Origin of the sequence: Trichocoleus sp. FACHB-40 (assembly GCF_014695915.1) — a bacterium.
Taxonomy (GTDB): Bacteria; Cyanobacteriota; Cyanobacteriia; order Cyanobacteriales; family FACHB-T130; genus Funiculus; species Funiculus sociatus.
This window is the reverse complement of record NZ_JACJPF010000073.1, coordinates 1-25,035: the sequence shown is the minus strand read 5'-3', so window position 1 is coordinate 25,035 and position 25,035 is coordinate 1. Positions and strand designations below refer to the sequence as shown.

At 46.7% G+C, this 25,035-nt stretch carries 25 protein-coding genes and 1 pseudogene; 14 read left to right on the top strand and 12 right to left on the bottom strand.

Features of this window, described 5'->3' with window-relative positions; translation table 11 throughout:
• The 8 genes and pseudogenes from H6F63_RS17695 to H6F63_RS17660 form a co-directional block, all read left to right on the top strand.
• A pseudogene (locus H6F63_RS17695) lies at positions 1-120 on the top strand (photosystem II protein D2); the annotation flags it as partial.
• A gap of 395 nt (positions 121-515) precedes the next feature.
• Positions 516-734 (top strand): hypothetical protein, encoded by a 219-nt coding sequence (locus H6F63_RS17690; RefSeq protein WP_190638851.1) that lies wholly within the window; start codon positions 516-518, stop codon positions 732-734.
• 348 nt (positions 735-1,082) lie between these two features.
• A complete protein-coding gene (locus H6F63_RS17685; RefSeq protein ID WP_190638850.1) occupies positions 1,083-3,215 on the top strand; it encodes an iron uptake porin in 2,133 nt (710 codons plus the stop codon).
• 303 nt (positions 3,216-3,518) lie between these two features.
• Positions 3,519-3,956, top strand: a complete 438-nt coding sequence (locus H6F63_RS17680) for an Rrf2 family transcriptional regulator (protein WP_190419580.1) — start codon at positions 3,519-3,521, stop codon at positions 3,954-3,956.
• Positions 3,957-4,059: 103 nt separating this feature from the next.
• Positions 4,060-4,308 carry a transposase gene (locus H6F63_RS29460; protein ID WP_199298109.1) on the top strand — a complete coding sequence of 83 codons (249 nt, stop codon included), beginning with the start codon at positions 4,060-4,062 and terminating at the stop codon, positions 4,306-4,308.
• Between the two features lie 206 nt (positions 4,309-4,514).
• Entirely contained in the window at positions 4,515-4,655 is a 141-nt protein-coding gene (locus tag H6F63_RS17670; RefSeq protein WP_190638849.1) for a hypothetical protein, read from the top strand.
• 96 nt (positions 4,656-4,751) lie between these two features.
• A complete protein-coding gene (gene cysK / locus H6F63_RS17665; RefSeq protein WP_190638848.1) occupies positions 4,752-5,714 on the top strand; it encodes a cysteine synthase A in 963 nt (320 codons plus the stop codon).
• Positions 5,715-5,854: 140 nt separating this feature from the next.
• The gene (locus H6F63_RS17660; RefSeq protein WP_190638847.1) at positions 5,855-6,607 is read left to right on the top strand and encodes a DnaJ domain-containing protein; all 753 of its coding nucleotides are present in this window, start codon (positions 5,855-5,857) and stop codon (positions 6,605-6,607) included.
• 254 nt (positions 6,608-6,861) lie between these two features.
• Here the strand turns inward: H6F63_RS17660 and H6F63_RS17655 are convergent, their stop codons facing one another.
• The 5 genes from H6F63_RS17655 to groL all read right to left on the bottom strand — a co-directional run bounded on the left by H6F63_RS17655 (position 6,862) and on the right by groL (position 14,268).
• Positions 6,862-7,554, bottom strand: coding sequence for a hypothetical protein (locus H6F63_RS17655; RefSeq protein WP_190423654.1), 693 nt, complete (start codon positions 7,552-7,554; stop codon positions 6,862-6,864).
• Positions 7,555-7,662: 108 nt separating this feature from the next.
• On the bottom strand, positions 7,663-8,826 hold the full coding sequence (gene corA / locus H6F63_RS17650; RefSeq protein WP_190638846.1) for a magnesium/cobalt transporter CorA: 1,164 nt from the start codon (positions 8,824-8,826) through the stop codon (positions 7,663-7,665).
• Positions 8,827-8,929: 103 nt separating this feature from the next.
• Positions 8,930-10,216, bottom strand: coding sequence for a 1-acyl-sn-glycerol-3-phosphate acyltransferase (locus H6F63_RS17645; RefSeq protein ID WP_190638845.1), 1,287 nt, complete (start codon positions 10,214-10,216; stop codon positions 8,930-8,932).
• Between the two features lie 197 nt (positions 10,217-10,413).
• Positions 10,414-11,979 carry a tetratricopeptide repeat protein gene (locus H6F63_RS17640; RefSeq protein ID WP_190638844.1) on the bottom strand — a complete coding sequence of 522 codons (1,566 nt, stop codon included), beginning with the start codon at positions 11,977-11,979 and terminating at the stop codon, positions 10,414-10,416.
• A 606-nt stretch (positions 11,980-12,585) separates the two neighbouring features.
• Complete coding sequence (gene groL / locus H6F63_RS17635) at positions 12,586-14,268, bottom strand: chaperonin GroEL (RefSeq protein ID WP_190444889.1); 1,683 nt, start codon at positions 14,266-14,268, stop codon at positions 12,586-12,588.
• A 241-nt stretch (positions 14,269-14,509) separates the two neighbouring features.
• On the opposite strand from groL, the gene H6F63_RS17630 reads away from it, so the two are divergent.
• Positions 14,510-15,574: a M4 family metallopeptidase gene (locus tag H6F63_RS17630; RefSeq protein ID WP_190638843.1), complete on the top strand. Its 1,065-nt coding sequence runs from the start codon at positions 14,510-14,512 to the stop codon at positions 15,572-15,574.
• A 34-nt stretch (positions 15,575-15,608) separates the two neighbouring features.
• On the opposite strand, the gene H6F63_RS17625 is transcribed toward H6F63_RS17630, so the two are convergent.
• A complete protein-coding gene (locus tag H6F63_RS17625) occupies positions 15,609-15,908 on the bottom strand; it encodes a protealysin inhibitor emfourin (protein ID WP_190638842.1) in 300 nt (99 codons plus the stop codon).
• A gap of 104 nt (positions 15,909-16,012) precedes the next feature.
• Positions 16,013-16,780 carry a 3-oxoacyl-[acyl-carrier-protein] reductase gene (gene fabG, locus H6F63_RS17620; protein WP_313931007.1) on the bottom strand — a complete coding sequence of 256 codons (768 nt, stop codon included), beginning with the start codon at positions 16,778-16,780 and terminating at the stop codon, positions 16,013-16,015.
• Positions 16,781-16,928: 148 nt separating this feature from the next.
• On the opposite strand from fabG, the gene trxA reads away from it, so the two are divergent.
• Positions 16,929-17,246, top strand: coding sequence for a thioredoxin (trxA, locus tag H6F63_RS17615; protein ID WP_190638841.1), 318 nt, complete (start codon positions 16,929-16,931; stop codon positions 17,244-17,246).
• A 7-nt stretch (positions 17,247-17,253) separates the two neighbouring features.
• On the opposite strand, the gene H6F63_RS17610 is transcribed toward trxA, so the two are convergent.
• Positions 17,254-17,394, bottom strand: coding sequence for a hypothetical protein (locus H6F63_RS17610; protein WP_190638840.1), 141 nt, complete (start codon positions 17,392-17,394; stop codon positions 17,254-17,256).
• A 179-nt stretch (positions 17,395-17,573) separates the two neighbouring features.
• A complete protein-coding gene (psb29, locus tag H6F63_RS17605) occupies positions 17,574-18,278 on the bottom strand; it encodes a photosystem II biogenesis protein Psp29 (RefSeq protein WP_190638839.1) in 705 nt (234 codons plus the stop codon).
• A 183-nt stretch (positions 18,279-18,461) separates the two neighbouring features.
• Between psb29 and H6F63_RS17600 the strand changes: the two genes are divergently transcribed.
• Complete coding sequence (locus tag H6F63_RS17600) at positions 18,462-19,073, top strand: chromophore lyase CpcT/CpeT (RefSeq protein ID WP_190638838.1); 612 nt, start codon at positions 18,462-18,464, stop codon at positions 19,071-19,073.
• A 108-nt stretch (positions 19,074-19,181) separates the two neighbouring features.
• On the opposite strand, the gene H6F63_RS17595 is transcribed toward H6F63_RS17600, so the two are convergent.
• From H6F63_RS17595 to hemF, 3 genes are all read right to left on the bottom strand, one after another.
• The gene (locus H6F63_RS17595) at positions 19,182-19,550 is read right to left on the bottom strand and encodes an STAS domain-containing protein (protein ID WP_190411700.1); all 369 of its coding nucleotides are present in this window, start codon (positions 19,548-19,550) and stop codon (positions 19,182-19,184) included.
• Positions 19,551-19,791: 241 nt separating this feature from the next.
• Positions 19,792-20,211 carry an anti-sigma factor antagonist gene (locus H6F63_RS17590; protein WP_190638837.1) on the bottom strand — a complete coding sequence of 140 codons (420 nt, stop codon included), beginning with the start codon at positions 20,209-20,211 and terminating at the stop codon, positions 19,792-19,794.
• Between the two features lie 72 nt (positions 20,212-20,283).
• Positions 20,284-21,327, bottom strand: coding sequence for an oxygen-dependent coproporphyrinogen oxidase (gene hemF / locus H6F63_RS17585; protein ID WP_190638836.1), 1,044 nt, complete (start codon positions 21,325-21,327; stop codon positions 20,284-20,286).
• 441 nt (positions 21,328-21,768) lie between these two features.
• Here hemF and H6F63_RS17580 point away from each other — a divergent pair, with 441 nt between their 5' ends.
• The 3 genes from H6F63_RS17580 to rodA all read left to right on the top strand — a co-directional run bounded on the left by H6F63_RS17580 (position 21,769) and on the right by rodA (position 24,823).
• Complete coding sequence (locus H6F63_RS17580) at positions 21,769-22,260, top strand: SRPBCC family protein (RefSeq protein ID WP_190444962.1); 492 nt, start codon at positions 21,769-21,771, stop codon at positions 22,258-22,260.
• 169 nt (positions 22,261-22,429) lie between these two features.
• Positions 22,430-23,494 carry an Mrp/NBP35 family ATP-binding protein gene (locus tag H6F63_RS17575; RefSeq protein ID WP_190454732.1) on the top strand — a complete coding sequence of 355 codons (1,065 nt, stop codon included), beginning with the start codon at positions 22,430-22,432 and terminating at the stop codon, positions 23,492-23,494.
• A 75-nt stretch (positions 23,495-23,569) separates the two neighbouring features.
• Positions 23,570-24,823, top strand: coding sequence for a rod shape-determining protein RodA (gene rodA / locus H6F63_RS17570; RefSeq protein ID WP_190638835.1), 1,254 nt, complete (start codon positions 23,570-23,572; stop codon positions 24,821-24,823).
• The last annotated feature ends 212 nt before the right edge of the window (positions 24,824-25,035 follow it).

The window sequence follows — 25,035 nt, the reverse complement described above, 5'->3', positions numbered from 1 at the left end:
TTCTACACCAAGAACGTTCTGTTGAATGAGGGGATTCGCGCTTGGATGGCTCCTCAAGATCAGCCTCACGAGAACTTTGAGTTCCCTGAAGAAGTTCTGCCTCGCGGTAACGCACTGTAAGAAAGCTGAAGGATGGGGGATGAAGTATTCTCCCTGTCTTCTAAATCCCCTGCTCATCGGCAGGGGATTTTTTTTTCTCGCTCGCTACACACAATCCGATTTTGTGTGTGCTATCTTAAATGAGGGTGATGAATTCGCAAGCGATAAACACCCTAATCCTTTTGAGACATCCAACCGCTAAGGTAGATAGGAGGTGATGCCCATGATTGATAGTAGTAAATTTATGGGTCATCAGGTTAGCGTCAACCGGCTGCGCGCCGGGGCTGTTCTCTAAAAGCCAGTTTTAATCCCCTTGTGGGATTAGAGCAGCGAAAGAGCTAGGCTGGCTAGGAGAATCTTCCGGCAGTCTGGTGCTAAACTGAAGACCCGACTAGACCGCTCTCACATTAAGTGTAATGGTTAATCCCAAATCACTTCCCGTGAGAGCGGATAGTTTTTTAAGGGGCTATGAATTAGTTAGACAGCAATTTGACGCACCTTTAAAGGCGCAGTTGCTCACAAAGGCGGAAATGCCTTCTGCCATCACTCAGCTATCAGGCGTGACGGTAGAAAGGAAAAAGACAAGATGCACCGGGAAATTTAAAGATTTTGCAGGAGCTATAGCCTGCATCTAGCAGCATATGCAAAGCATTTTGTAAGTTATTGGAAGTGAGCTGAAGCGGCGAGACATCATCGCAACCGACTTTAGAGAGCGCCGCGCCCGACCATGTACAAACACAGGGAGAAATCTATAGACTACGCATGATGGTGGTAGTTTTACGGAAAAAGATTTTGCTCTAGTACAAGCTATTAAAAAGTTAGAATAACCCTTGCAAAAATAGAAGTAAAATTCTAACATTGGCCTGATATAAGCATTTCATCATAAAGGGGATGATGTTAGGCTAATACCTGTGCTACGATTACATGAAAAATGAAAGAAGGGTGTCAATCTTTCTGCATAAGGTGTGAGGAAAAGAGGAAAGATGGCTAAGTTAACGTGGAAGTCTCTGCTAGTAAGCCCAGCCGTTTTGGGAGCAGCCTTGGTAGTTTCATCGGCAGCGATCGCAGCCGAAACTCCAGTGGTCATGGAAGCGATTCAGTCGCAAACGACAGAGGAGAAAGTAAAGGTATCGCAGCCAGTGGCAGTGGCAGCTGCGCCGGAAGTAGCAGCAGAAAGCCAGTTGCCTGTGTTTTCACAGACATCTGCTGATGTGAAATTGCCAGAAGAGATGGCAGCTTCCCTCAGCCAAGCGACGACAGCTAACATTGAAGCTTCTGTCCCCGCGACACCCGTTAAGGTGGAAACGCCGGAACAAATGGCAGTGAGTGAGAGTCCGGAAACGGCGAAATCAGCCGAAGCTTTGAGTTCTGTACCTGTAACACCATCTGTAGTAGAAATACCAAACCAGGTGGCAAGAAGCGAGAGTCAGCAAGCTCTAGAAGCATTGCCTCGCACTTCTGTCCCGGCAATGCCAGCGACAGACTCAAGACTGGCGCAAACACCGTCTGGAGCGTCAACGGTAGATAACAGCACCGTTTTAGACCAAATCAACCGCTACAGCCGGGAAGGGAATAACTCTCAGAGTCAAGTAACTAACGTTTCCCAGCTGCGGGACGTACAACCGACAGATTGGGCGTATGAAGCGCTCAGAAGCTTGGTAGAACGCTACGGTTGTATCGCAGGTTATCCAGATGGCACCTATCGCGGCAACCGCGCTATGAGCCGCTATGAGTTTGCTGCTGGTTTGAATTCCTGTTTGCTGCAAATTGAAAAATTGATTGCTGCATCCACAGCAGATTTCGTCACCAAAGAAGATTTGTCCACACTACAGCGGCTAATCGATGAATTTGGGGCAGAACTAGCAACCTTGCGGACACGGGTAGACAACCTGGAAGCCCGCACCAAATTCCTAGAAGAAAATCAGTTCTCCACCACAACCAAACTGGTTGGGGAAGCGATCTTCGCAGTTACGGACAGCTTCGGTGAAGGTGTTGACGATAACACCGTCTTCGGCGACAGGGTGCGCTTAGACTTCCAAACCAGCTTTACGGGTTCAGATATCTTGCACACCCGTCTTGCTGCTGGAAACCTCAATGCCTTCAACGTAGCCGAGAATGGGCGAACATTTGAGGGCACCCAGACCTTTAACCTTGGCTATGGCGATGGCAACAACGACGTCGGCATAGACTGGCTGGCGTATGAATTCAACTATGGCGGTTCCAAAGTTTACATTGCCGCCACGGGAGGAATTCATGCAGACTACGTTCCCGTTTTGAATCCTTACTTCTATGACGGAGACGGGGGTAACGGTTCACTCTCAACCTTTGCACAACAAAGCCCCATCTATCGCATCGGTGGTGGTGCGGGTGCCGGGATCAGACTTGGTGTAGGAAGAGCGCCCCTGCTTGGCCCCACGTCACTAACTGTTGGTTATCTAGCAGATAATGCGAATAGTCCTAGTGATAAACAGGGTCTATTCAACGGTGACTACTCGGCTATAGCTCAGTTGAACTTTACCCTAAATGATCGCGTCGGCTTGGCTGCAACTTACGTCCACGGTTACCACAACCGGGGTGATGGAATATTCGACATTGGCGGAAGTCCTCGCTCGATTGGTAATAACCCAATCATAGGTAGTGGTGCGGCTAACGATCCACAAGAGGCATTTGGGACGGGCGCTCGCTTTCCATTAGTACAGGCGAGGGATACCGCGCTGATAACTAACTCCTATGGTCTTTCGAGTGCTTTGCGAGTGAGTGACAGATTCTCCGTGAGCGGCTTCGTTGGTAAGACTGATATTAGCGCCGTTGAGAATAGTACCAGAGGAGAAGTTTGGTACTACGGATTAGGCGTTGCTTTCCCGGATTTGGGTAAGCGTGGGAACGTACTAGGACTTTTTGCAGGCGTGCAACCATACCTCGCAGGTCTGGAAGTTCAAGGCAGCCCAGTAGGCATTAAGAGCGATCGCTCGTATCATTTTGAAGGATTCTACAAGTACCAGCTAACCGAGAACATCTCAGTTACTCCTGGTGTCATCTGGCTGACCAATCCTAACCAAAACGATGACAACAATGACGCTGTGATCGGTACCCTGAGAACTACATTCACCTTCTAGGCAATAATAGGCAACCAAAAAAGCCTAAGCGTCTCGAAGTCAAATTATTTAGCCCCGTCTTCAGCGGGGCTTTTTTTTATTTCTCGTTCCCTGGCTGAGCCTGGAAATGCCTTCTGCGTTAGCGAAGCGGCGGCTAAAGCGCGGCTGGAGACTCACTCTTCACTTGAGGCTCAGCCTAGTAACGAGTAGAGGAGCGATCATATCAATAGCAATTTATCGAGCAAGCGGCATTAAACTACCAAACCCCAGTGGAGAACCGGGGTATAATAGAGTTAATGATCCCTCACACACAATCTCAAGCTTGTGGAACTTTCCTGCAAAACTGAATATGCACTTCTAGCTCTATTAGAACTAGCTAGTCACTATCAGAACAGCGAACCGCTGCAAATTCGGCAGATTGCGGCTTGCCAAAATATACCTGACCGATATTTAGAACAACTACTGGCGACGTTAAGACGTGGTGGTTTAGTGCGTAGCCAACGCGGGGCAAAGGGCGGTTATTTGCTGGCGCGAGAACCCTGGAAAATTACGCTTTTAGAAATTGTGAATTGTCTAGAAGGATTGGAACCCAAACCAACTGAGAACCATGCCAATCCCAAAACGGTAGAGAGTGCGGTAGTTACGGAAATATGGCAAGAAGTACATCAGAAAGCTAACTCAGTTTTGCAAGGATACACGCTTCAAGATTTGGCTCAGAAGCGAGATTCCAGGCGACAGTTGGACATAATGTATTACATCTAACAGCGACTCACTTACCCCCTTACCCGCCTGGAACTCAAGTTGCAGGCTAATAGTGGAAGTCCGTTAAAATGGACTCGATTCCCAAAAAAGAGGAAGACTATTAATGGCTCTGTGGCGACTTTATTATCATCTTGTTTGGGGGACAAAAGCTCGTCAACCTCTGATTACTTGTGAAAGAGAATCCTTATACAGTTATGTCATTGGTAAAGGTGACATACTGGTTTGTATTATTCATGCCATTCGTGGAATAGAAAATTATATTGATCTGGTAGCTTTTATTCCACGCACAGTTTCAATTGCTGATTTTGTTGAAAACATTAAGGGGAGTAGCAGTCATCAGTTGAATGAATGATAGCCTACCGAATTCCCGATCATCATTGGGATAGCAACGGGGATATGGGCTATTTTCGCTGGGTAGTGAACAACTCGATAAAGCTATAGCCAACGTTAGAAACCAAAAAGTACATTATTTACCCGGAACTACTATCGTGTCTTTGAAACGAGACAGTGATCAAGAGGATAAATCGATAAAAAAAGAAGCAAGTAAAAGGTGAACCAATGAATCAGATGACAATTAATCGAATTGTTGAAGCAGTCCGTTTTAACGGATCGCTATTAGTCTGGAAATTAATTTTCAGGCGGGATGGCGGCAAAGTGAAGTGGATTCATCAACCACCTGCAAATGAATTTGCCAGCTAATAGCTAAAGTCCTTTAAAACGGACTAGATTATTTGGCATTGCTGTATCCTTACCAGATCACGACTTACCACTGACAAAAAACAACTACTTAAACCTATGCGGATTGCACAAAACATTACAGAATTAGTCGGTCGGACTCCTTTAGTTCAGCTGAATCGTATCCCCCAATCAGAAGGCTGTTTGGCTCGGATTGTGGTGAAATTGGAGGGGATGAACCCAGCTGCCTCGGTGAAAGACCGCATTGGGGCGAGCATGATTAATGTGGCAGAACAGCAGGGGCTGATCCATCCAGGTAAAACAATCTTGGTAGAACCGACTTCCGGAAATACTGGCATTGCTCTGGCGATGGCATCAGCGGCGAAGGGCTACCAGCTGATTTTGACAATGCCAGACACTATGAGTACAGAACGACGGGCGATGTTGCGGGCTTATGGGGCGCAATTGGAACTGACTCCGGGTATTGAAGGGATGAGCGGCTGTATCAGGAGAGCGCAGGATATTGTAGACAATACACCCAATGCGTATATGTTGCAGCAGTTTAGTAACCCAGCCAACGTCCAGATTCACCGGGAAACCACAGCCGAGGAAATTTGGGAAGATACAGAGGGGCAGGTGGATATCCTGGTAGCTGGAATTGGCACTGGCGGGACGCTGACGGGTGTGGCGGAAGTGATAAAGGCACGCAAGCCGAGTTTTAAAGCGATCGCAGTCGAACCGATCAACAGCCCAGTTTTGTCCGGCGGTCGCCCTGGCCCTCATAAAATTCAGGGGATCGGTGCTGGGTTTATTCCCCAAGTCCTCAACGTGAAGATGATCGATGAGGTGATTACTGTGACAGATGACGATGCGATCGCCTACGGTCGTCGTCTCGCCCGTGAAGAAGGTCTGCTTTCCGGCATCTCCACAGGTGCAGCCCTAGCTGCTGCCATTCGCGTCGCCCAACGTCCCGAAAATGAAGGACGACTGATTGTTATGGTTCAGCCCAGCTTTGGAGAACGCTACTTAAGTACACCCCTATTCCAAGATCCAGAACCGCGTGTGCCAGCTGTGGTGAGTTAACGCTAAAGTAGCGATTAGCGGTCAAATGCTAATTGCTAGTGGCTAATAGCTAAGAACAAACAGTGGTGGGTAATCAGAAAGAATCTAGCCAATTACCAATTAGCTATTAGCCATTAGCCATTAGTAACTGTACTATTTCCATGACAGATTCTAATTACTACGACACCCTCGACGTTAGCCCCTGTGCGACAGGGGCAGAAATCAAGCAAGCCTATCGGCGTCTAGTAAAGCTGTTTCATCCGGACAGCCATTGCGAAACAGCTAATCACGAGCAGATTGTCCGGATTAATGCCGCTTATGAGGTACTGGGCGACCCGCACCAAAGGCGATCTTACGACCAGCAGTTGCAGCAACGCTCTAGGCAAGAGCAATATGTTGCTAAACAACACCAGCAGCGAAGTCCCTACCAGACGACCTATCAAAGGACTTCGTATCGACAACCGTCAGCCAATAACGCCCAGAAACGATCCTACGGGTATCGGCATTTCCAAGATGCTGACGAGCAACTTCAGCAATGGCTAAGCCAAGTCTATGTGCCAGTCAACCGCCTGCTGTGTCGCATTCTCAATCCTCTAGCAGAGCAACTAGATCAACTTTCAGCCGATCCTTTTGATGATGAATTAATGGAAGCATTTCAGGCTTACCTGCAAGACTGTCGCAACTACCTCAAACAAGCTCAGCTGGTTTTTCGTTCTCTACCCAATCCTGCCAACGTTGCGGGGGCAGCTGTTCACCTCTACTACTGTCTTAATCAAGTGGCGGATGGCATTGAGGAGTTAGAGATGTTTACGCTCAACTACGATGATGGCTACCTACACACTGGTCAAGAACTTTTTAGAATTGCTACTGGTTTGCACTGCGAAGCTCAATATGCTGTCAAGGACATTGGGTAGATAAAAATTGAAGAATTGCTCATCTAATGTCCGCTTGAATACTTATGTTATGCGTATGGTTGGGAATTGGTAATGGGTGGATCAGCTTATTATCTATTCCCAACCGACGATAGCAGTTCTAAATAAATCATAAAATTTCTTTTTATAAGAATCGCCTCCCCACAACCTACTTAGGATTTAAGTAGAGTTAAAAATCCCAACAATACAACTATTCTTAAAGAAATCCTATTGGAACATAATATTATTTTTAATTTTTAATCATCATCTTTAGGTTTCCAACTTAGAGACTCTGTCCAAGGAACTTTGCTAACTATGAATTCGCAAGATAAAATGTGATTAACAAGTCTACCTACCTCAATGGTAGTATTAGCTACTCTCAGCACCAGCTTTAGAGAAAATTGCAGCGTCCGGTTTCTGGTCATAAAGTCGCTGTATAGCTTTTTTTGAGTATCTTTGCCTTTTTGGAGCTTTGATAGGTCAAACAAAGGCGCACTAATTTTCAAGGTGGGGTTTGTTGCGTCACCTTTGAGGACATCTTCTACAGTCAGCTTTTCTGTGAGGATATTTCCAGCAGCAATAACCCGAAAAACTTGACGCTCAGATAGATCGAGTTGCATGGTGGGTGTTATGCGAATTACTCGCCGCGATTGTCCTTGAAAATCCGTTAGCGTACTGCGATCCCAATCTATTTCTATAAAATCTTGCTGAGATTTATTTTTGATGCTGATTGACAGCTCTTTCAAATCTTCTAGTAGATATCGCTTTTTAAGTTTAAATTGAATCTCAAGGATATCTTTTAGGTTTTGTTCTTCCAGTTGTGTATTCAGTAAATCTTGATTAAGCTCAATTGTTACTTGAGTTATATTTAGAGATTTTACCATCCGGTACAAGACATAAGTAACGCAGATGATATAAACTGTTACAAGTAGTAAATTGCGATCGTCCAAGATTAGTAATTGGTGTAAAAGTAAGAATTAAGACTTAGGAGGTTAGGAGTCTAAATTTAGTAATTCCGGACGCAAAACTCTCCTTTCAACATTTCGTAAAAGAAGCGATCATTCATCCTTAATGGTGGAGAAGTTCTCAAACCAGCCGCGCTTCCAGAAAAAGTAGATTAAACCAGAAGCGATCGCTATCATCAACGCCAAACAAAGCGGATAGCCGAAATACCAGTTTAGTTCTGGCATATTCCAGGGAGATTTTTCTGTATTGAAGTTCATTCCATATATTCCGGCAACAAAAGTCAGGGGAATGAAAATACTAGAAATTACAGTTAAAAGCTTCATAACTTCATTCATTCTGTTACCAACCGAAGACATATAAACATCCATTAAACCAGAGGATAGTTCTCGGTAAGTTTCCACCATATCCATCACCTGAACCGCATGATCGTAACAGTCTCGCAAGTAAATTCGCACTTCCTCGCTAACCAGACTATTGCCATCTCGAATTAGAGTATTAATGGCATCACGCTGAGGCCAAATAGCGCGTCGAAGTGCCAATAGTTCGCGTCTAATTTGATAAATTTTGTCTAGAGTCTTGCGTGTGGGATTGGCGATAACTTCTTCCTCTAAGTCTTCAATTCGCTCACCATAATCTTCCAGAACGGGGAAAAATCCATCGATAATGGCATCCAAGAGTGCGTAGGTTAAATAATCGGCACCGCGCTTGCGGATACTACCCTTATTGTGACGAATGCGATCGCGCACTGGCGTAAAGCAATCACGCTGCGGTTCTTCCTGCACAGTGAGCAAATAATGTTTCCCCAATACTAAACTAACTTGTTCGCTATAGAAGCTATTCCCACTTTCCTTGGGCATCACCATCCGAGCAATAATTACCACATGGTCTTCATAGTCCTCCACTTTGGGACGCTGTGGCACATTTACCACGTCTTCTAAAACAAGCGGATGTAAATCAAAAACCTTCCCCAACTGTTGTAAAATTTCTTCACTGCCTAATCCTAGAACATCCACCCAAGAAACCGACGCAGTATCCAAATATTTAGCACAATCTTCTGGGGACTCTAATGCTAGGCAAGTCCGGTTAGTCTCGTTGTAGTCAATTAAGATAATTTTGGGCAGCGGTGCATCTTTATTAATGACGATTGTCCCAGGTAAAGCACCGGGTTTGTCGTAAAAGTATTCAAATAAATCCTCCTCATCATCTTGATTCGGTTGTGTCGCGAAGTTACGTAGTTGGGGGCGTTTTTGTGTCATGCAGATTTATCTCAAATTGAGGATTTTCTTGGCACTATTTCATCTAAGTTTACTCAAATTTTGATAAAATTAAGCAAGTAAAAAACATATTATTCAGACTAATTTACTTTTTTGATGCCATGTTTGGACTCGAAGCTTGCCCTCCTCGATCGTCTTTGTTAGGAAGCTGGTCGGGGATGAATGAGGAAAACGGCATTAAACGGTCAAGATTACTCTGTACAGCCTGCTGGACTTTTTCCACCAAGTAATTTACAGTGCCAGACCGATCTTCTTGATAATCCTGAAAGTAATCCTTAAGGTTTACTGGGTCGCCGATGCAGATTGCTGCTATTTTATGACCTTTAGGCGGCGGTTGGTCAATGTCGAACACCTCCCTTTCCAGCCGCGTGAGCGTGTCCAGAAAGCGTTCTGGAGTCGGGGCAGCAGCTACATAACCATCATAGATGGCATCGAAGTTTAAAAGGCGCTTCGCGGCTTTTTGGATGGACGAGGCATTCCAGAAATCATCGGCTTCTAAAGTTTCAGCCTTAGACTGTAGGACGTACTCAATTTTATAGACACGCTCCCGGTTCAGTTCCTTGGGAGAGGATGAGATCGCGAGTTTTTCTTCGCAGGAGTGGAGGACGAAAGCTTTAAGGTTGGAAATACGCTGATTCCAAGGCTCTTGAGCATTTTCGGGAGTGTAAATACAATATTCCTGTTCGCAGTTTACCAAGACTTGCTCTGCCACAACGCGCAGCCGCTCGTATAAGCTAGATGCTTTTTTTACCTGTAGGGCTTGCTCCAGTCGGCTCAGGATAGCGTCAATCGCCGGATTCATGTCCTGGGTGTAACGATATTTGATACTTATCGGTACAACGTAGAAGTCGGGTGGAGTTGAGCCACGCTTAACCAACTTAGCGATCGCTTGTAGAGCAATTTGCACTGCTCCTACCCGGAAAGGCATCACCGTGTCATTCTGGAACGACCAGCCCCCCTCTGGAAAGATTACCAGATGGCATTTCGGTTGGCTGAGCAGTTCCAGGGTTTGGGCAATACTGGCGCGATCCGCAACCCCACGCCGGATAGAATAGACCCCAACTTGCTGAAGAAAGCAACCTTGCAGCCCTTTAAACCCCTCAAAAGCAGCTAAGTAGTTGAAGGCTTCACCTAGCCTTCCTGATAGCAGAAACATCGACGCCGGATCGTCGAAGTTAGAGTGATTGGGTAATAGAAGCAGCCTTTGATCTCGCAAGTTTTCCAGCTTCTCCAAGCAATCTTGGCTAATCTCCACATCCAGCTGAAAGCGCCAGCGTACTAATGGAGGCGCAATAGTCTGCAAGATGCGGACAAAAATCCGGTTGAGTCGAGGCGGGTAGAACTCAGCTACCTTCTGTTTAGGAGTAGACATAATCTGCCAAGGGTTCGTAACCGATGCAATATTATTCAGTTTAGGTGGCATCAACCGCTTGGCTTTCTGTTTAGGCCAGTTTCTCGATCAGTACACACTGGGCAAACTTAGATATAACGCGATTTCATCAAGAGCGATCGCAAATCATCCTGCAAATCCTCGTTACCAGGCGCAAGTCTGGTAACGAGGATTTGTCACTACTGTTTGGGCGATATTGGCTGGATGATTTGAAGCGCCTCAGCGAGAAGGGCAGCAGCTTTATCCTTTTGCTGCCTTGCTGCATATTGACCAGCAATATCACTTAGTGCGTTAACTTTATAAGGCTTGCCCTGAATGTTTTGAGCAACCTTAAGGGCTTTGTCAAATTGTCCCCCTTTTGCATAACTGCTGACAATTGCAGGCAACATCCAGTCTATGTCCTTTTCCTCATTAGAGATATTAGTGCTAGACATAATATCCTTAATAGTTTGGGCAATCTGAATAGCCCGATCAGGTTGCCCTGCCTCGGCGTAATTAACCGCAATCTCAGATAGAATCATGGTTTTGTCAAACTTACGCTCAATAGTTTGGGCGACTTTTAAAGCCTGGTCAAGTTGTCCAGCTTCGGCATGACTGCGAACGATTTCACTCAAAGCCCCGGCTTTGTGATTAGCATCACTTATTGTTTGGGCGACTTGCAGTGCCGACTCAAATTGTCCCTTCCGGGCATAGTGTCCAGCGATTCTAGACAGCGCTCCAGCTTTCTCTTGGACATCTTTGATAGTTTGTGCAATTCGCAGAGCTTGCTCATATTGCTCTGAATTTGCGTAAAAATGAGCCAGGCTAGATAACGATATGGATTTAAAAGCAGGTTCTCCGGTTTGCAGCATTGACTGAAGTTGTCCAAAAATTTCAGTTGCTTTCGCCTTCTCGTTAACTGCTGCATACTGCACCGCAATCTCACCCAAAGCATGGAATTTGAAATCGGGGTTAGACATAGTTTTGGCGACGGGCAGGGCTTGATCGAGAGCTTTGATTGCTTGATCAGTTTGTCCCACTTGTGCGTAACCACGAGCAATCCCAACCAGTACGTTACTTTTACCCTCGTTGGTATTATTGATAGTTGGTGCAACTTTCATTGCCTGATTCAGTAACTCAATGGCTTGAGCGTTTTGTCCTGCTTTCGCATATTCGACAGCGCTGCGAGCTAAAGCAAAGGCTTGAGCGTGAGCATCCTTGAGAGATTGAGCAACTTTCACGATTTCGGTTAAAAGGGCAGCACTCTTATCAACTTGTCCGGTATCGGCAAAGTGGTGGGCAATTAACGAAAGCCCATATATCTTAAATACCTCATTCTTATTGTCTAATCCTCTGACGGTTTGAAGCGCGAGGTCATATTGTCCTTCCTGTACATACCGATTTTGGATGTCTGCTAAGTTTTCCACAACATCGTTGTGACTAAGACAGTTTTTTGCTGCATTGGCAACCCGAATTGCTTGGTCTAGTAACTCTTTGGCTTTAGCCTGCTGTCCTGCTTTTGCATACTGACCAGCAATTGCTGCTATCGGCTCCGATTTGTCGCACTCATTAGAAATGGCTTGAACCAGAGGAAGAGCTTGGGCTAAGAGTTCCTCCGCTTTATCGCTTTGTCCTATTGCTGCGTATTCGCCAGCGATCCTAGTTAATATCCCAAGTTTAGAAACATCACTTTCTGGCGCGGTCGCCGCATTCACAGGCAATATTAAGGTTAGCAGTGCTGCTGTCACGAGGAATTTGAGCTTCACTTTTGGTTTACCTCCGGTTTGAAATAGTCCGTCTTTTAGGAAAGCTAAGGTTTAGGAGCGCCCAACAATGGGATTTGGTGCCATCTTACGCAAATGGGCCTCCCAAAACACATGAACGCGACATTAGGCATTAGTTCCAGTAAAACTTTCAAAAGCCTCGCCTGCTGAATTCTGAAGGGGTAAATGCTTCCAGAAGCTTCCCCTGGTTCGGATTAATATCTTTGGCTGCAACTTAATAGACTTATTGCATTCATGTTTTTGAAATAAATTTCCGGCTTAAAAATTAAACCCGTTTTCACGGGTTGAAACATTTACCCAGGAATCATGACAATGACTTTAGCTATGAACCTGGAACTTTAGTTCACAGCTAAATGAATGCAAGGAGTTTAATGTAATTTTCCAATACTGTAACAATTTATTAGACTTCCGCAATACGCGATCGCACCAAAAAAGCAGTAGGGGCAAGGTTTCCCCGCCCCTACAAAATCTCTTATAAAGAGCGATCGCGCCAAAAAAAAGCAGCCTGTCCCCAAAGACAAACCGCCTTTATATTAAGCCCGCGCAGGCGGGCTAAGTTTTGTCTAGCCGCGACTTCAGTCGTTCGGGCTACATCATACCCATGCCGCCCATGCCGCCCATACCGCCCATGCCGCCCATGCCGCCCATGCCGCCCATGCCACCCATGCCACCCATGTCGGGAGCAGCAGCACCTTTCTTCTCCGGCTTCTCGACTACCAGGGCTTCAGTGGTCAACACCATGCCAGCAATTGAACCAGCATTCTGCAATGCTGAACGCACAACTTTTGCCGGGTCAATAATCCCCGCCGCAATCAAGTCTTCAAAGGTGTCAGTAGCGGCGTTGTAACCGATGTTGAAATCAGTCTCGCGCACCTTCTCGACGATCACAGAACCTTCGACACCAGCATTATCAGCCATCTGACGCAGGGGTGCCTCTAGAGATTTGCCTACAATGTCAGCACCAACTTTTTCTTCATCGTCCAGACTATTTTTAATCTCGGCGATTTTCTTGCTCAGATGAATCAGCGTTGTACCACCGCCTGGAACTATGCCTTCTTCTACAGCAGCTTTGGTAGCGTTGAGAGCATCTTCAATTCGCAGCTTGCGGTCTTTGAGTTCGGTTTCGGTAGCCGCACCCACTTTGATGACGGCGACACCACCAGCAAGCTTAGCAATCCGCTCTTGCAGCTTTTCTCTATCGTAGTCTGAATCAGTTTCCTCTAGCTGCTTGCGAATTTGGACAATCCGCTTTTCCACGTCTGCGGTTTTTTCCCCAGAAACGATGATGGTGCTTTCTTTATCAAGGGTGATTTTCCGAGCAGTTCCCAACATTTCCAGGGAGACTGTATCTAGGCTTAAACCTACTTCTTCGGAAATCATTTGACCGCCAGTCAGAACGGCGATATCTTGCAGCATAGCTTTGCGGCGCTCGCCAAATCCGGGCGACTTGATGGCGCACACATTTAGTACACCCCGCATTTTGTTTACCACCAAAGTCGCTAGGGCTTCCCCTTCGATGTCTTCGGCAATAATCAGTAAGGGTTCACCGTTCCGCGCGACTTTTTCCAAGACGGGAATTAAATCTTGGATAGAGTTGATTTTCTTATCGGCGATCAGGATGCGGGCGTTTTCATATTCCACCACCATCCGTTCGGTATCGGTGATGAAGTAGGGAGAAACGTAGCCGCGATCGATCTGCATCCCCTCGACGACATCGAGTTCCGTGCTGATCGATTTGGATTCTTCAACGGTGATTACGCCGTCTTTGGTGACTTTCTCCATCGCTTTAGCGATCATGGCACCGACTTCTTCATCGTTACCAGCCGAGACTGTAGCAACTTGCGCGATCGCGCTCCCTTCTACTGGCTTCGCTAGCGCTGCAATTTCCTCTACAAGATGGGCGATCGTTTTCTCAATTCCCCGCCGCAAGCTAACTGGGTTCGCCCCAGCTGCTACGTTCTTCAAGCCTTCTTTGATCATCGCTTGTGCCAACACAGTTGCTGTAGTTGTGCCATCACCAGCGATGTCTTTAGTCTTTGATGCTACTTCCTGAATCAGTCGAGCGCCCGTATTTTCCAACGGGTCTTCTAATTCAATTTCCTTGGCGACGGTAATGCCATCATTAACAATCTGGGGAGCGCCAAACTTCTTCTCTAGAAGAACATTCCGCCCTTTTGGTCCCAGCGTAATTTTAACGGCATCGGCCAGGGCATTCACGCCCCGCTCTAGCGCCCGCCGTGATTCTTCATTAAATGCAATGATCTTTGCCATTTTTGGTATTAAAAGCGCTTCCGCATTCCAATTTAGCACTCAGTGGCAAAGAGTGCTAATGCGGATCACCCCTCATCCCCAGTGCAACTAACCTAAATAGGATGGATCTAAACGGCGACCCAGAATACTTTTTGTTACTTGTTGTGACAAATTTGGCGATTTTAACTTACCCGAAGCGGATCTGATTGCATGACAGTAAAGCCAATTTCTGCCGTCACCTAGTTGACAAGGAGGGAACTTTATGAATTCAAAAAAGAAAAAATCAGCTCAAGTTCAGCATATCTGCCCAATTTGTTGTATTGTCCCGCCGCATATGCTCCAGGAGGTTTCCCAAAATGGCAACCCTGAGCAGCGTGCTTGGGCATTTCAAACCTTATTGGTGTCGGAACGGATTCGCGGACAGCGGGACGTATTGAGCAAAATCCCAGTAGGAGCAACGCCAGCAGGCGAGAAGTGCCGCACCATCTTTGATGCCAAAAATGGTAATGAACTACCGGGAACCATAGTGCGCGGCGAGGGTGATCCCCCAACCGACGATCCAGCGGTGACAGAAGCATACGATGGCGCTGGTGCGACCTACGATTTGTTTTGTGAGTTATTTGAACGAAATTCCATCGACGATCGCGGTCTGCGTTTGGACTCCACGGTGCATTTCGGCACGAATTATGATAATGCCTTTTGGGACGGCAACCAAATGGTTTACGGTGATGGGGATGGGGAGCTATTTGAGCGCTTTACCAAAGCGATTGATGTGATCGCCCATGAGCTAACTCACGGCGTGACTCAGTATGAAGCTGGTCTAATTTATTACGGCGAGTCCGGGGCATTGAATGAGTCTTTTTCGGATGTCTTTGGTTCGCTGGTGAAACAGAAGATTCTCAATCAAACAGCAGAGGAAGCTGACTGGATAATTGGGGAAGGACTGTTTACAGCCAATGTCAAAGGTGCGGGTATTCGCTCGATGAAGTCACCAGGAACAGCATACGACGATCCAGTGCTAGGCAAAGATCCCCAACCTGGTCATGTGGAAGATTTATACAAGGGTACGGACGATAACGGGGGTGTACACATCAACTCAGGTATTCCCAATCGCGCGTTTTACTTAGCAGCAATGGAAATTGGCGGCTACGCTTGGGAGAAAGCAGGTAAAATTTGGTACATTGCTTTATGCGATCGCCTGCGTTCTAGAGCAAATTTCAAACGCGCTGCGAAGACCCTCATCAAAGTCGCTGGCGAACTCTACGGCGAAGGCTCTAAAGAGCAGAATGCAGTCAAAACAGGCTGGAAGGAAGTAGGAGTAATCTAAAACCAAAAATAAAAGTAAAAGTTATTTTTTACTTTTACTTTTGTCGTGCAGCTGCCATTAGCCATTCTAAAAGCGGTCTTAAGGTTCCCGGTGCTGCTTGTTCGCTAAAGCTGACAGTATGGTGGTTACTATCTTCTTCCACTGTTAGCTGATACACAAAGCGATCGTACTGGGAATTAGTAGAAGTTATCTTCGCAGGCAAATTAAAAAAATCAGATGCGTCAACCAGTAGACGCAGCTGATTTGCCTCGTTAGTAGGCAGACTATCAGTGTCAATGACTTTTGACAGGCGCATCCCGGCAAAACCGCCAGTCCGTTCAAAAGAAATTCGCATACTTTCTTCTACCCAGTAACAATAATTCCATTTTGCTTTGAGCTTATAGAATTAAGCGGGCAGAATGTAGAGACGTTGTATACGTCTCTACCGGAGATACTGTTCTATGCCATCACCATGCCGCCATCTACATTAAGTGTTTGACCAGTAATATACCCAGCAGCAGCGTCCGCGGCTAGGAAACGTACCAAACCAGCGACTTCCTCTGCCTCACCGTAGCGCCCTAGAGGAATGAATTTCAAGATTTCCTCTGACTTGAGATTGCTGGTCATATCGGTGGAGATAAAGCCGGGCGCAACGGCATTTACCGTAATGCCGCGACTGGCTAACTCTTTAGCAACCGTTTTGGTAAAGCCAATTACACCAGCTTTAGCGGCGCTGTAATTTGCCTGACCAGGGTTGCCCATCTGACCTGCAACTGAGGCAATATTAATAATGCGCCCAGAGCGTTGCTTGAGCATCACTTTACTGACGACTCGCGTACACAAAAAGACACCAGTTAGGTTGAGGTCTATCACTGCTTGCCAATCCTCCGGCTTCATCCGTAGTAGCAGAGTGTCGCGGGTAATGCCAGCATTGTTCACTAGCACATCGACGCGGTTCCACTTCTCCATTACGGTGTTGAGGAGGGTGTCTACTTGGTCAGCTTTGGAGACATCGGCAGCTACTGCGATCGCACTCCCTACCCCCTTGGCTGTAATTTCCTCCACCACTTTTTCGGCTGCGCTACTAGAACTGGCATAATTAACAACTACGTCGGCTCCCTCAGATGCTAATGCGAGGGCGATCGCTCGACCAATTCCCCGTGAAGCGCCTGTGACGATGGCAACTTTTCCCTGCAATCGTTGCTGGTAGTTTAGTAATGCTTCCATCAATAATTCCTCTTGCTGCGTCGGCTTACACGATCGCGATTGTGCAACCGCGCTAATTATCTTATGTTGATTCGTACTTCGGAATGACCGAATTAATCTTTTTAAAGATTACGATAATCGAGAAAGAGTAGAAAACTGATTTTGTAATATGGCGACCAAAAAGCAGTTCAGCAGTTTCCAAGAATTACTGTCTAGTTCCCAAAAGCTGATATTAGTAGATTTTTATGCTACCTGGTGCGGCCCATGTCAGATGATGGCTTCGATTTTGGATCAGGTGAACACCCGCATGAGCGATCGCGTGCAAGTTGTAAAAGTTGATACGGATAACTATCCAGAGTTGGCTACTAACTATCAGGTTCACGCCCTGCCGACGCTGGTACTCTTTAAAAATGGTCAGCAAGTGGATCGCATTGAGGGTGTGCTGCCAGCCGAACAGCTGATTCAACGCTTAGCCCCTTTCGTTTAAGACTAGATCACAAACCGCCGAATCTGAAGCGGCATACCCTGTAGCGCGATCGCCATTTTCTGAGTTTGACAATTATTTGCGATCGCAAAAATTCGGAGATTTGGGATTTTTGGAGGAAACCATAGCGGTTCTCATTTGAATTAAACACAAAACTTAACCTCCTACCCTTTGGTAGGTAGAAGGTTAAGTTTGTCTGATGTTACAAATATTCTCTACAAAGCAAAAATTGAGTTCACTACAACCAAGGAGGTTGGAGCCTATTAATCCTTTTTACCAGGCAAGAGCCTGGTAAGGAGACTTTTCGAGACTTCCGCCTCGAATTGAGTCTTAAGGACTATTTGGAGGAGCCGCCACAACGCCCTTATCTGCGGAACGTTCCCGTTTTTTTCGTTCTGCTACGAGCGCATCTTCCATGACCAGACGCATCTGGGCCATTTTTTCCAGATTGCTGCGGTAAAACTCCAAATCTTTGAGCAATTTGTCTTCTGGCAGGCTCAAGCCAACACAAATGTGCCTAAGTGCCTCAATTCGCCGTTTTTCGTCTTTAACCAAGTCTGGGTCTGCCAATTCCAGCAGTGTATATAGACCAATCGCAAACAAACGGCTGTACTTAAATTGAGTATGGTTAGCGATCGCTTTTACAGCTGCATCGTGTAACTCTGAAGCACCCTTTGTGTCCGCCGTTGGGTTTAACCAAGCAACTATTTCTTTACCTGGAAGCCGCTTAGCTAATTCCTCCAGCCGCTGGGCATCTTGCTCGTACTGTTCCGTCTTGTCCCCTACTGCCTGACACAAGGCATCAAAAATGGGTTCTTTATCCCTTTCTGGTCGATAGCCTTGCATGAAGCGGTTAAAGGACGTTACCACCCCCATACCATATATGGGGTCATAGCGAAAGTCCACATTGACTGAAAGCAAGTGCATTTCAACCATCAACTCTTCCACTACCCGCCGATAGATGGAGTTTATGGGGCGGGTGTGGAGACTATAAAAAGTTCTTTTAGTGTCTGATACAGTGCGGACGTTATTCACCGGGAATTTTTAAGGGAAACTTAACCCTATTGTCTCCTTTAAGGACACGTTTGCCAAGCTCATGTTTTACAGATCCTCTGGGCAAGCTAAAATGCGGGATCGCTGCGATCGCTAATGGCTAATTGTTTATTGCCATTTAGCCATTAGCCATGCAGCCATTAGCCATTAGCCATTAGCCTTTTTATGACCTTCTCCCCGGAACTAACTCTCCTCGCTAGCTACCTGGCTGGGGAATTTGATAATCGAGAACAAGCGATAAAAGATCCTGCGTGGTATGTACACCTACGTCTTTGGCTGCGACCAGTACACTTATTTACAAATGACAGCCTCACCCTATTTGCAGAGCAAGCCAATATCCTTAAACTGGATCAACCCTATCGTCCCCGGATTCTGCGCCTGCGCCAAAGCGACACCTCACAAGGGTCTGTGGTGCAATATTATATGCTCAAAGATCCAGATCGCATCCGGGGTGCTGGACAGAATCCATCGTTGCTGAAGACACTTACACCGGAGCAAATGGATTTTTTACCAGGCTGCACCCTAACTGTCACTCAGCAAGACTTAGCCCAAAATAGTTATAAATTTTCCGCTGTACCTGCACCTGATACCCGGTGCTGCTTTACCTATCTAGAGCAAACTTACCAAGTTGCTCTGGGATTTGAGGCAACTCAGGAGGAATTTAGAAGCTTTGACAAAGGGATAGACCCCCAAACAGGCAAAGCCATCTGGGGGGCGCTCCTTGGCCCCTACATTTTCAGCAAGCGGCAAGATTTTTCTACCGAGCTACCGAGCTGAAGTCCCTTGTCAGTAGGTATTTAAAAATATGAAAGTTTGAAAATTCTCAAAACGTTCCCACGTTTCAAGTTTTCAACTTTCCAACTCTTAAAGCGGCTAATAACTGCCTCAGCTGACCATGCTGCGAGGTACTCCTTCAAGAGCCTCTTCTTCAGTTTCAAAAATTTCAAAAACCGAATCCATCATGGTGACTTCAAACACCAGCTTGGCTTCTGGATGAACGTTACAAATGCGGAAACTACCTTTGACTTTATCAGCATCCCGCATCCCTGCCACCAGCGACGTTAGTCCAGAGCTGTCGATAAAATTAACCTGACCGAGATTAACAACGACGTGGCGACTGAGTTTAGAAATACATTCCTGCAACTTCAGGCGAAACTGCCATGCGGTTGTAATATCTAGGCGTCCAGTGGGTGCCAAGACGATGACTGTAGTTCCGTCTTGAGTCGTATGTGTTCTCTGATCGATGTGAATCACCAAGACCTCCTTGCTCCGGAAGCTCCATCTTTAATACCTACAGAGGAGCTGCATTATAGTGCGATCGCTCGCATGAATTGAACTTTCAGTAGTCTAACTCTAACTCATATATAACAGGTAGCAAAAGTCTATTTTGCATGATTTTGAGAATAGTGGGTGGGGACTGGGGGCTGGGGATTGGGGACTGGGGGCTGGGTAAGAGTCCTACAATTCCCAATTTCCAATCCCCAATTCCCAATCTTTATTCCTTACCTTCAGCACCGGGTAGCAATGGGCCGCTTCCTTTGGTGGAACCGATTTTCGGCGTGGCATTTGGGTTTTCCAAGCAGTCTAAGCAGTCGTCATAGATTTCCAACACCGAATCCATCATAGTGATTTCAAACACCACCTTGGCTTCTGGTAGCGGATGACAAAGGCGGAAACTTCCTTTGACTTTATCTGCGTATCGCATCCCCGCTACCAGCGAGGTGAGGCCAGAGCTATCAATGAACTCTACCCCTTGGAGATTCACGACCACATGATGACTCAGGTTTAAGATACACTCCTGCAAATAAACGCGAAACTGCAAAGCCGTTCTGATGTCCAGCCGTCCAGTGGGTGCCAAAACGATGATTGTAGTACCGTCCTGGGTCGTATGTGTTTTCTGGTTGATGTGAAACACTGACCCTCACCTCAGATATAGCCAAAATAGCCCACTTGTGCTATCAAAGCGGATATTTTCCCATAGTCTAACTCAGACCTGGGACGCTGTATCTGGTGTCCAGTTTGCCCAATCTTGCGGCTTTAAGAAAGTTTCATAAAGCTCAGCTTCTGGGGTGTTCGGTTCTGGTTGATAGCCATATTCCCAACGTACCAGTGGCGGTAAAGACATCAAAATTGACTCAGTGCGTCCGTTAGTCTGAAGTCCAAAAATTGTGCCTCGGTCATAGACAAGGTTAAATTCTACGTAGCGACCGCGACGATATAGCTGGAAGTTACGCTGGCGATCGCTATATTCCATTGACTGCCGACGCTCGACAATGGGAACATAAGCTGGTAAAAATGCCTGACCGCATTGCTGCACAAAGGCAAATATGTGTTCCCAGTTGCGCGGCTCTGGCGTACCAACTTTGTTGCTATAATCTGCCGCTGGCCCCTTGGCATCAGGGCCGCGATACAAAACGCCTTGACCATCTTGATAGTCAAAAAAGATACCACCTACTCCCCGCGTTTCTTGCCGATGCTTAAGATAAAAATATTCGTCGCACCACCGTTTAAAGGTCGGGTAATACTCTGCGTGGTGGGCATCACAGGCTTGCTTCATGGTGCGGTGGAAATGGGCGACATCTTCCGCAAATGGGTAATAAGGTGTTAAATCGATACCGCCACCAAACCACCACACAGGGCCTGCCTCAAAGTAGCGATAATTCAGGTGAACGGTGGGAATGTAGGGATTGTGAGGATGTAACACCATCGAAGTGCCAGTAGCATAAAAGCCGTGTCCCGCAGCTTCTGGACGTTGCACTAAAATCGATGGCGGTAACTGGTGTCCCCAGACTTCAGAAAAATTAACTCCGCCCTGTTCAAACACTTCACCCTCGCGGATTACACGAGAACGACCGCCGCCGCCTTCTTCTCGTTCCCAGGCATCTTGTCGGAAAGTTCCGCCTCCATCCAGCTGTTCCAAACCCTGACAAATTTGGTCTTGCAGCTGTTGCATAAACTGGCTGACTCTAGCTTTTGAGTCATCTGGGGGGAGAAGGTTGCTAGATGTTGTTTCTGTAGTCGAAACTGTCATAATCTCAATTCAATGTTGTTCAAAAAAGCGATGGACAAGGTAAAAACTATTGACTATATCGGGATGGGAGTTCGCCTGAGTTCACAAGCAGGCAAACCCGGTGATGTCCCAAGGGACAACCCCTCAAAGGGGTTCGCTCTCTAGAATGGTGCAATGGCGCCACTCATGCTTTTGACAAGCATACGCAATTTTGGCGATCGCTGTGTCACCCCTAAAATTAGTCAGCTCTAGCAGCCTGATATAGCTTCAAAGCAACCCACTCCATGTTATTTCTGGCAAACAGCCTATCTTAAATCAGATGGGAATGAACCTAAAGAGCATATTTATACAAATTTAGATGAAGGAGCTAGAGGTGGTGGAAATATCCTACACAGGGATGCTAAAAGCCAATAATTTATTCTAAAATAATGAGTTACCTTGGAGACTCGCTGCGGGGGTGTTGTGATTCTCAATTTTTCCTTCAAGTTCATCGTTGGTCGAAAAGGTTTTTCCTTCCGCTTTTCTCTGGCTCGGACGTATCGCGTTGTAAGTTCCGCCTCCGCGGATGTCTTATGGGAAAAATTAATTAACTTAGGCGATGTATCTTGGCATCCTCTTCTTACCAGCACTAATGTTCCGAGGGGGTTGATTGCTAAACCGGGTTTGATCTATAAGGCAGTTACCCGCTTGATGCCAATTCCCATTAGGGTTTTTGTTGAGCGTGTCCGTCCCTGCGAGTTATTCAGCGCAAGAGTTTTGGCGATTCCAGGGGTGGAGAAACGAGTGACTTACCAGGTAGAATCTACTGTCTGCGGCACGTATGTTTCTTATTCAGTGACGTTGCGCGGTTGGTTATCGCCCTTAATTTGGTGGATTATTCGCTCTTCTTCAGCCCGCGTAGCCGCTGAATTAGCCTCCGCAGCTGAACAGGTGAGTCTACAAGCGCAAGGGTGAAACAAGGGGAGTAGGGAATTATCAATTCCGAATCTTAAATTCAAAATTAGAACAGAGCAACTGTATAGCGCGATCGCGCACTCGCAACCGTTAAGATGCTTTATTGTGAGAGAATCCGCTTCGGCGATCGCTTGCCAGTTGCAAGTGGGATAAGGAATATAAGTGTCCTATGCTTGATGCTAGTTCAGTTTTAGAAGTATTGCGACCAGTGCAAGATCCCGAACTCCGCAAGAGTTTGGTTGAATTGAACATGATTCGCAATGTGTCCATTGATAACGGTAAAGTCAGCTTTACTCTGGTACTGACGACACCCGCCTGTCCCCTACGCCAGTTCATTGTCGAGGAATGCGAACAGGCGTTGAAAAAGAATCTACCAGAAGTAACAGATGTGGTGGTGGATGTCACCGCCGAAACCCCCCAACAAAAATCTCTTCCGGATCGCACAGGGATTGCTGGTGTAAAAAATATTGTGGCAATTTCCAGCGGTAAGGGTGGTGTGGGCAAAAGTACCGTTGCGGTAAACGTAGCGGTGGCTTTAGCACATATGGGGGCAAAAGTTGGTTTAATCGATGCGGATATTTACGGGCCCAATGACCCAACAATGTTGGGACTATCGGATGCTCAGATGACGGTAAGGCAAAGCCCCTCTGGCGAGGTGCTGGAACCTGCTTTCAACTATGGTGTCAAATTAGTCTCAATGGGGTTTTTGATTGACAAAGACCAGCCTGTGATCTGGCGAGGGCCGATGCTTAATGGCATCATTCGCCAGTTTCTCTACCAAGCGGAGTGGGGCGAACTCGATTATCTGATTGTCGATATGCCCCCTGGTACTGGTGATGCTCAGTTGACTTTAGCGCAGGCGGTGCCAATGGCTGGGGTGGTGATTGTCACTACACCGCAGACAGTAGCTTTGTTAGACTCGCGCAAGGGCTTGAAGATGTTCCAGCAGTTGGGAGTAAAAGTGTTGGGGATGGTGGAAAATATGAGCTATTTTATTCCACCAGATATGCCAGACAAAAAGTACGACATCTTTGGTTCTGGAGGCGGGGAAAAGACAGCACAGGAACTGGGTGTTCCCTTACTGGGTTGTGTACCTTTAGAAATGCCTGTGCGGGAAGGAGGCGATGCGGGAGTGCCGATTGTGGTTGATAAACCAGAGTCAGCATCTGCGAAAGCGCTGTTTGCGATCGCATCTCAAATAGCGGCTAAAGTCTCCATTGCAGCCCTAGCATAAGGCAAAAGACAAAAGGCAAAAGTAAAAAAATTCTTTCTTTTGCCTTTTAATTTTTAAATTTTTACTTCTTTAGCAATGTTGCACAAGTCACTGACTGGTTTTCGTTGGAGATCGATGCTGGCACCTTGGCAAGAGGTAGACTGGCTGCTATTGTTTCTTACCATTGGTCTTACCGTTCTTGGGGGTGTGATGATCCGCAGCGCGGAACTCCACCTGGGGCTAACAGATTGGTGGTGGCACTGGCTGATGGGCGCGATTGGTTTGGTAGTGGCGATGTTTATTGCGCGATCGCGTTACGAAAACCTGCTCCAGTGGCACTGGATTATCTACGCCATCACCAATATCTCCCTAATAGGGGTGATGATCATCGGTACTAGCGCTAAAGGCGCTCAACGATGGATTACTGTCGGCAGCTTCAACATCCAACCCTCAGAATTTGCCAAATTAGGAGTAATTATTACCCTAGCTGCTCTGCTGCACGCTCGTCCCGCCAATACCATTCCAGCGGTTTTGAGAGCTTTGGCAATAACTGGGGTTCCTTGGGCTTTAGTATTTTTGCAGCCAGACTTGGGAACCTCCCTGGTGTTTGGCGCGATCGTGCTGGGGATGCTCTACTGGGGTAATGCCAATCCAGGTTGGTTGGTTTTGCTCGCTTCTCCAGTTATCTCCGCCATCCTCTTTAACGTGTTTATGCCTGGGTGGTTCGTTTGGACGGCACTGATGGGTATAATTGCTTGGCGCACCTTACCCTGGCCCATGTCGGGTGCGATTGGAGCGATCGCAGTCAACCTGATCGGCGGCGAATTAGGACAGATATTTTGGGGCTTATTAAAAGAGTATCAAAAAGACCGACTCATCCTCTTCCTTGACCCAGACAAAGACCCCCTTGGCGGCGGCTATCACCTGATCCAATCTCGCATCGCCATCGGTGCAGGTGAACTTTGGGGACGAGGATTGCACAAAGGAACCCAAACCCAACTTAACTTCATCCCTGAACAGCATACCGACTTCATCTTCTCAGCTATAGGAGAGGAACTGGGATTGGTAGGGGGCTTCTGTCTGCTATTGGTCTTTTGGTTAGTCTGTCTGCGCTTGGTGATTATTGCCCAAAATGCTAAAGACAACTTTGGCTCTCTCCTGGCTATTGGTGTCTTATCGATGATTGTGTTTCAGGTGGTGGTTAACTTGGGCATGACTATGGGATTAGCACCAGTGACAGGCATTCCCCTTCCTTGGGTTAGTTACGGTCGTTCGGCGATGTTGAAAAACTTCCTTGCTATTGGGATTGTAGAATCTGTGGCAAATTATCGTCACCGACTGAAGTTTTAGTTATTAGTCATTTGAATTATGGCTAATAGGTAATATAGAGTTTCAAGAGTTGGCTGGTGTATATCGCGGTTCTAACGTTTGGTAGGGACATGGCATTGTCCACTGGTGTCAACTTAAGGAGCGGATGCCCAGATGATACCAGTAAGAGCATCAATCTCTCGATGACGCGGGCGAACCGCTTTCACTAAGCCCAATAACTTGTGATGAGTGGC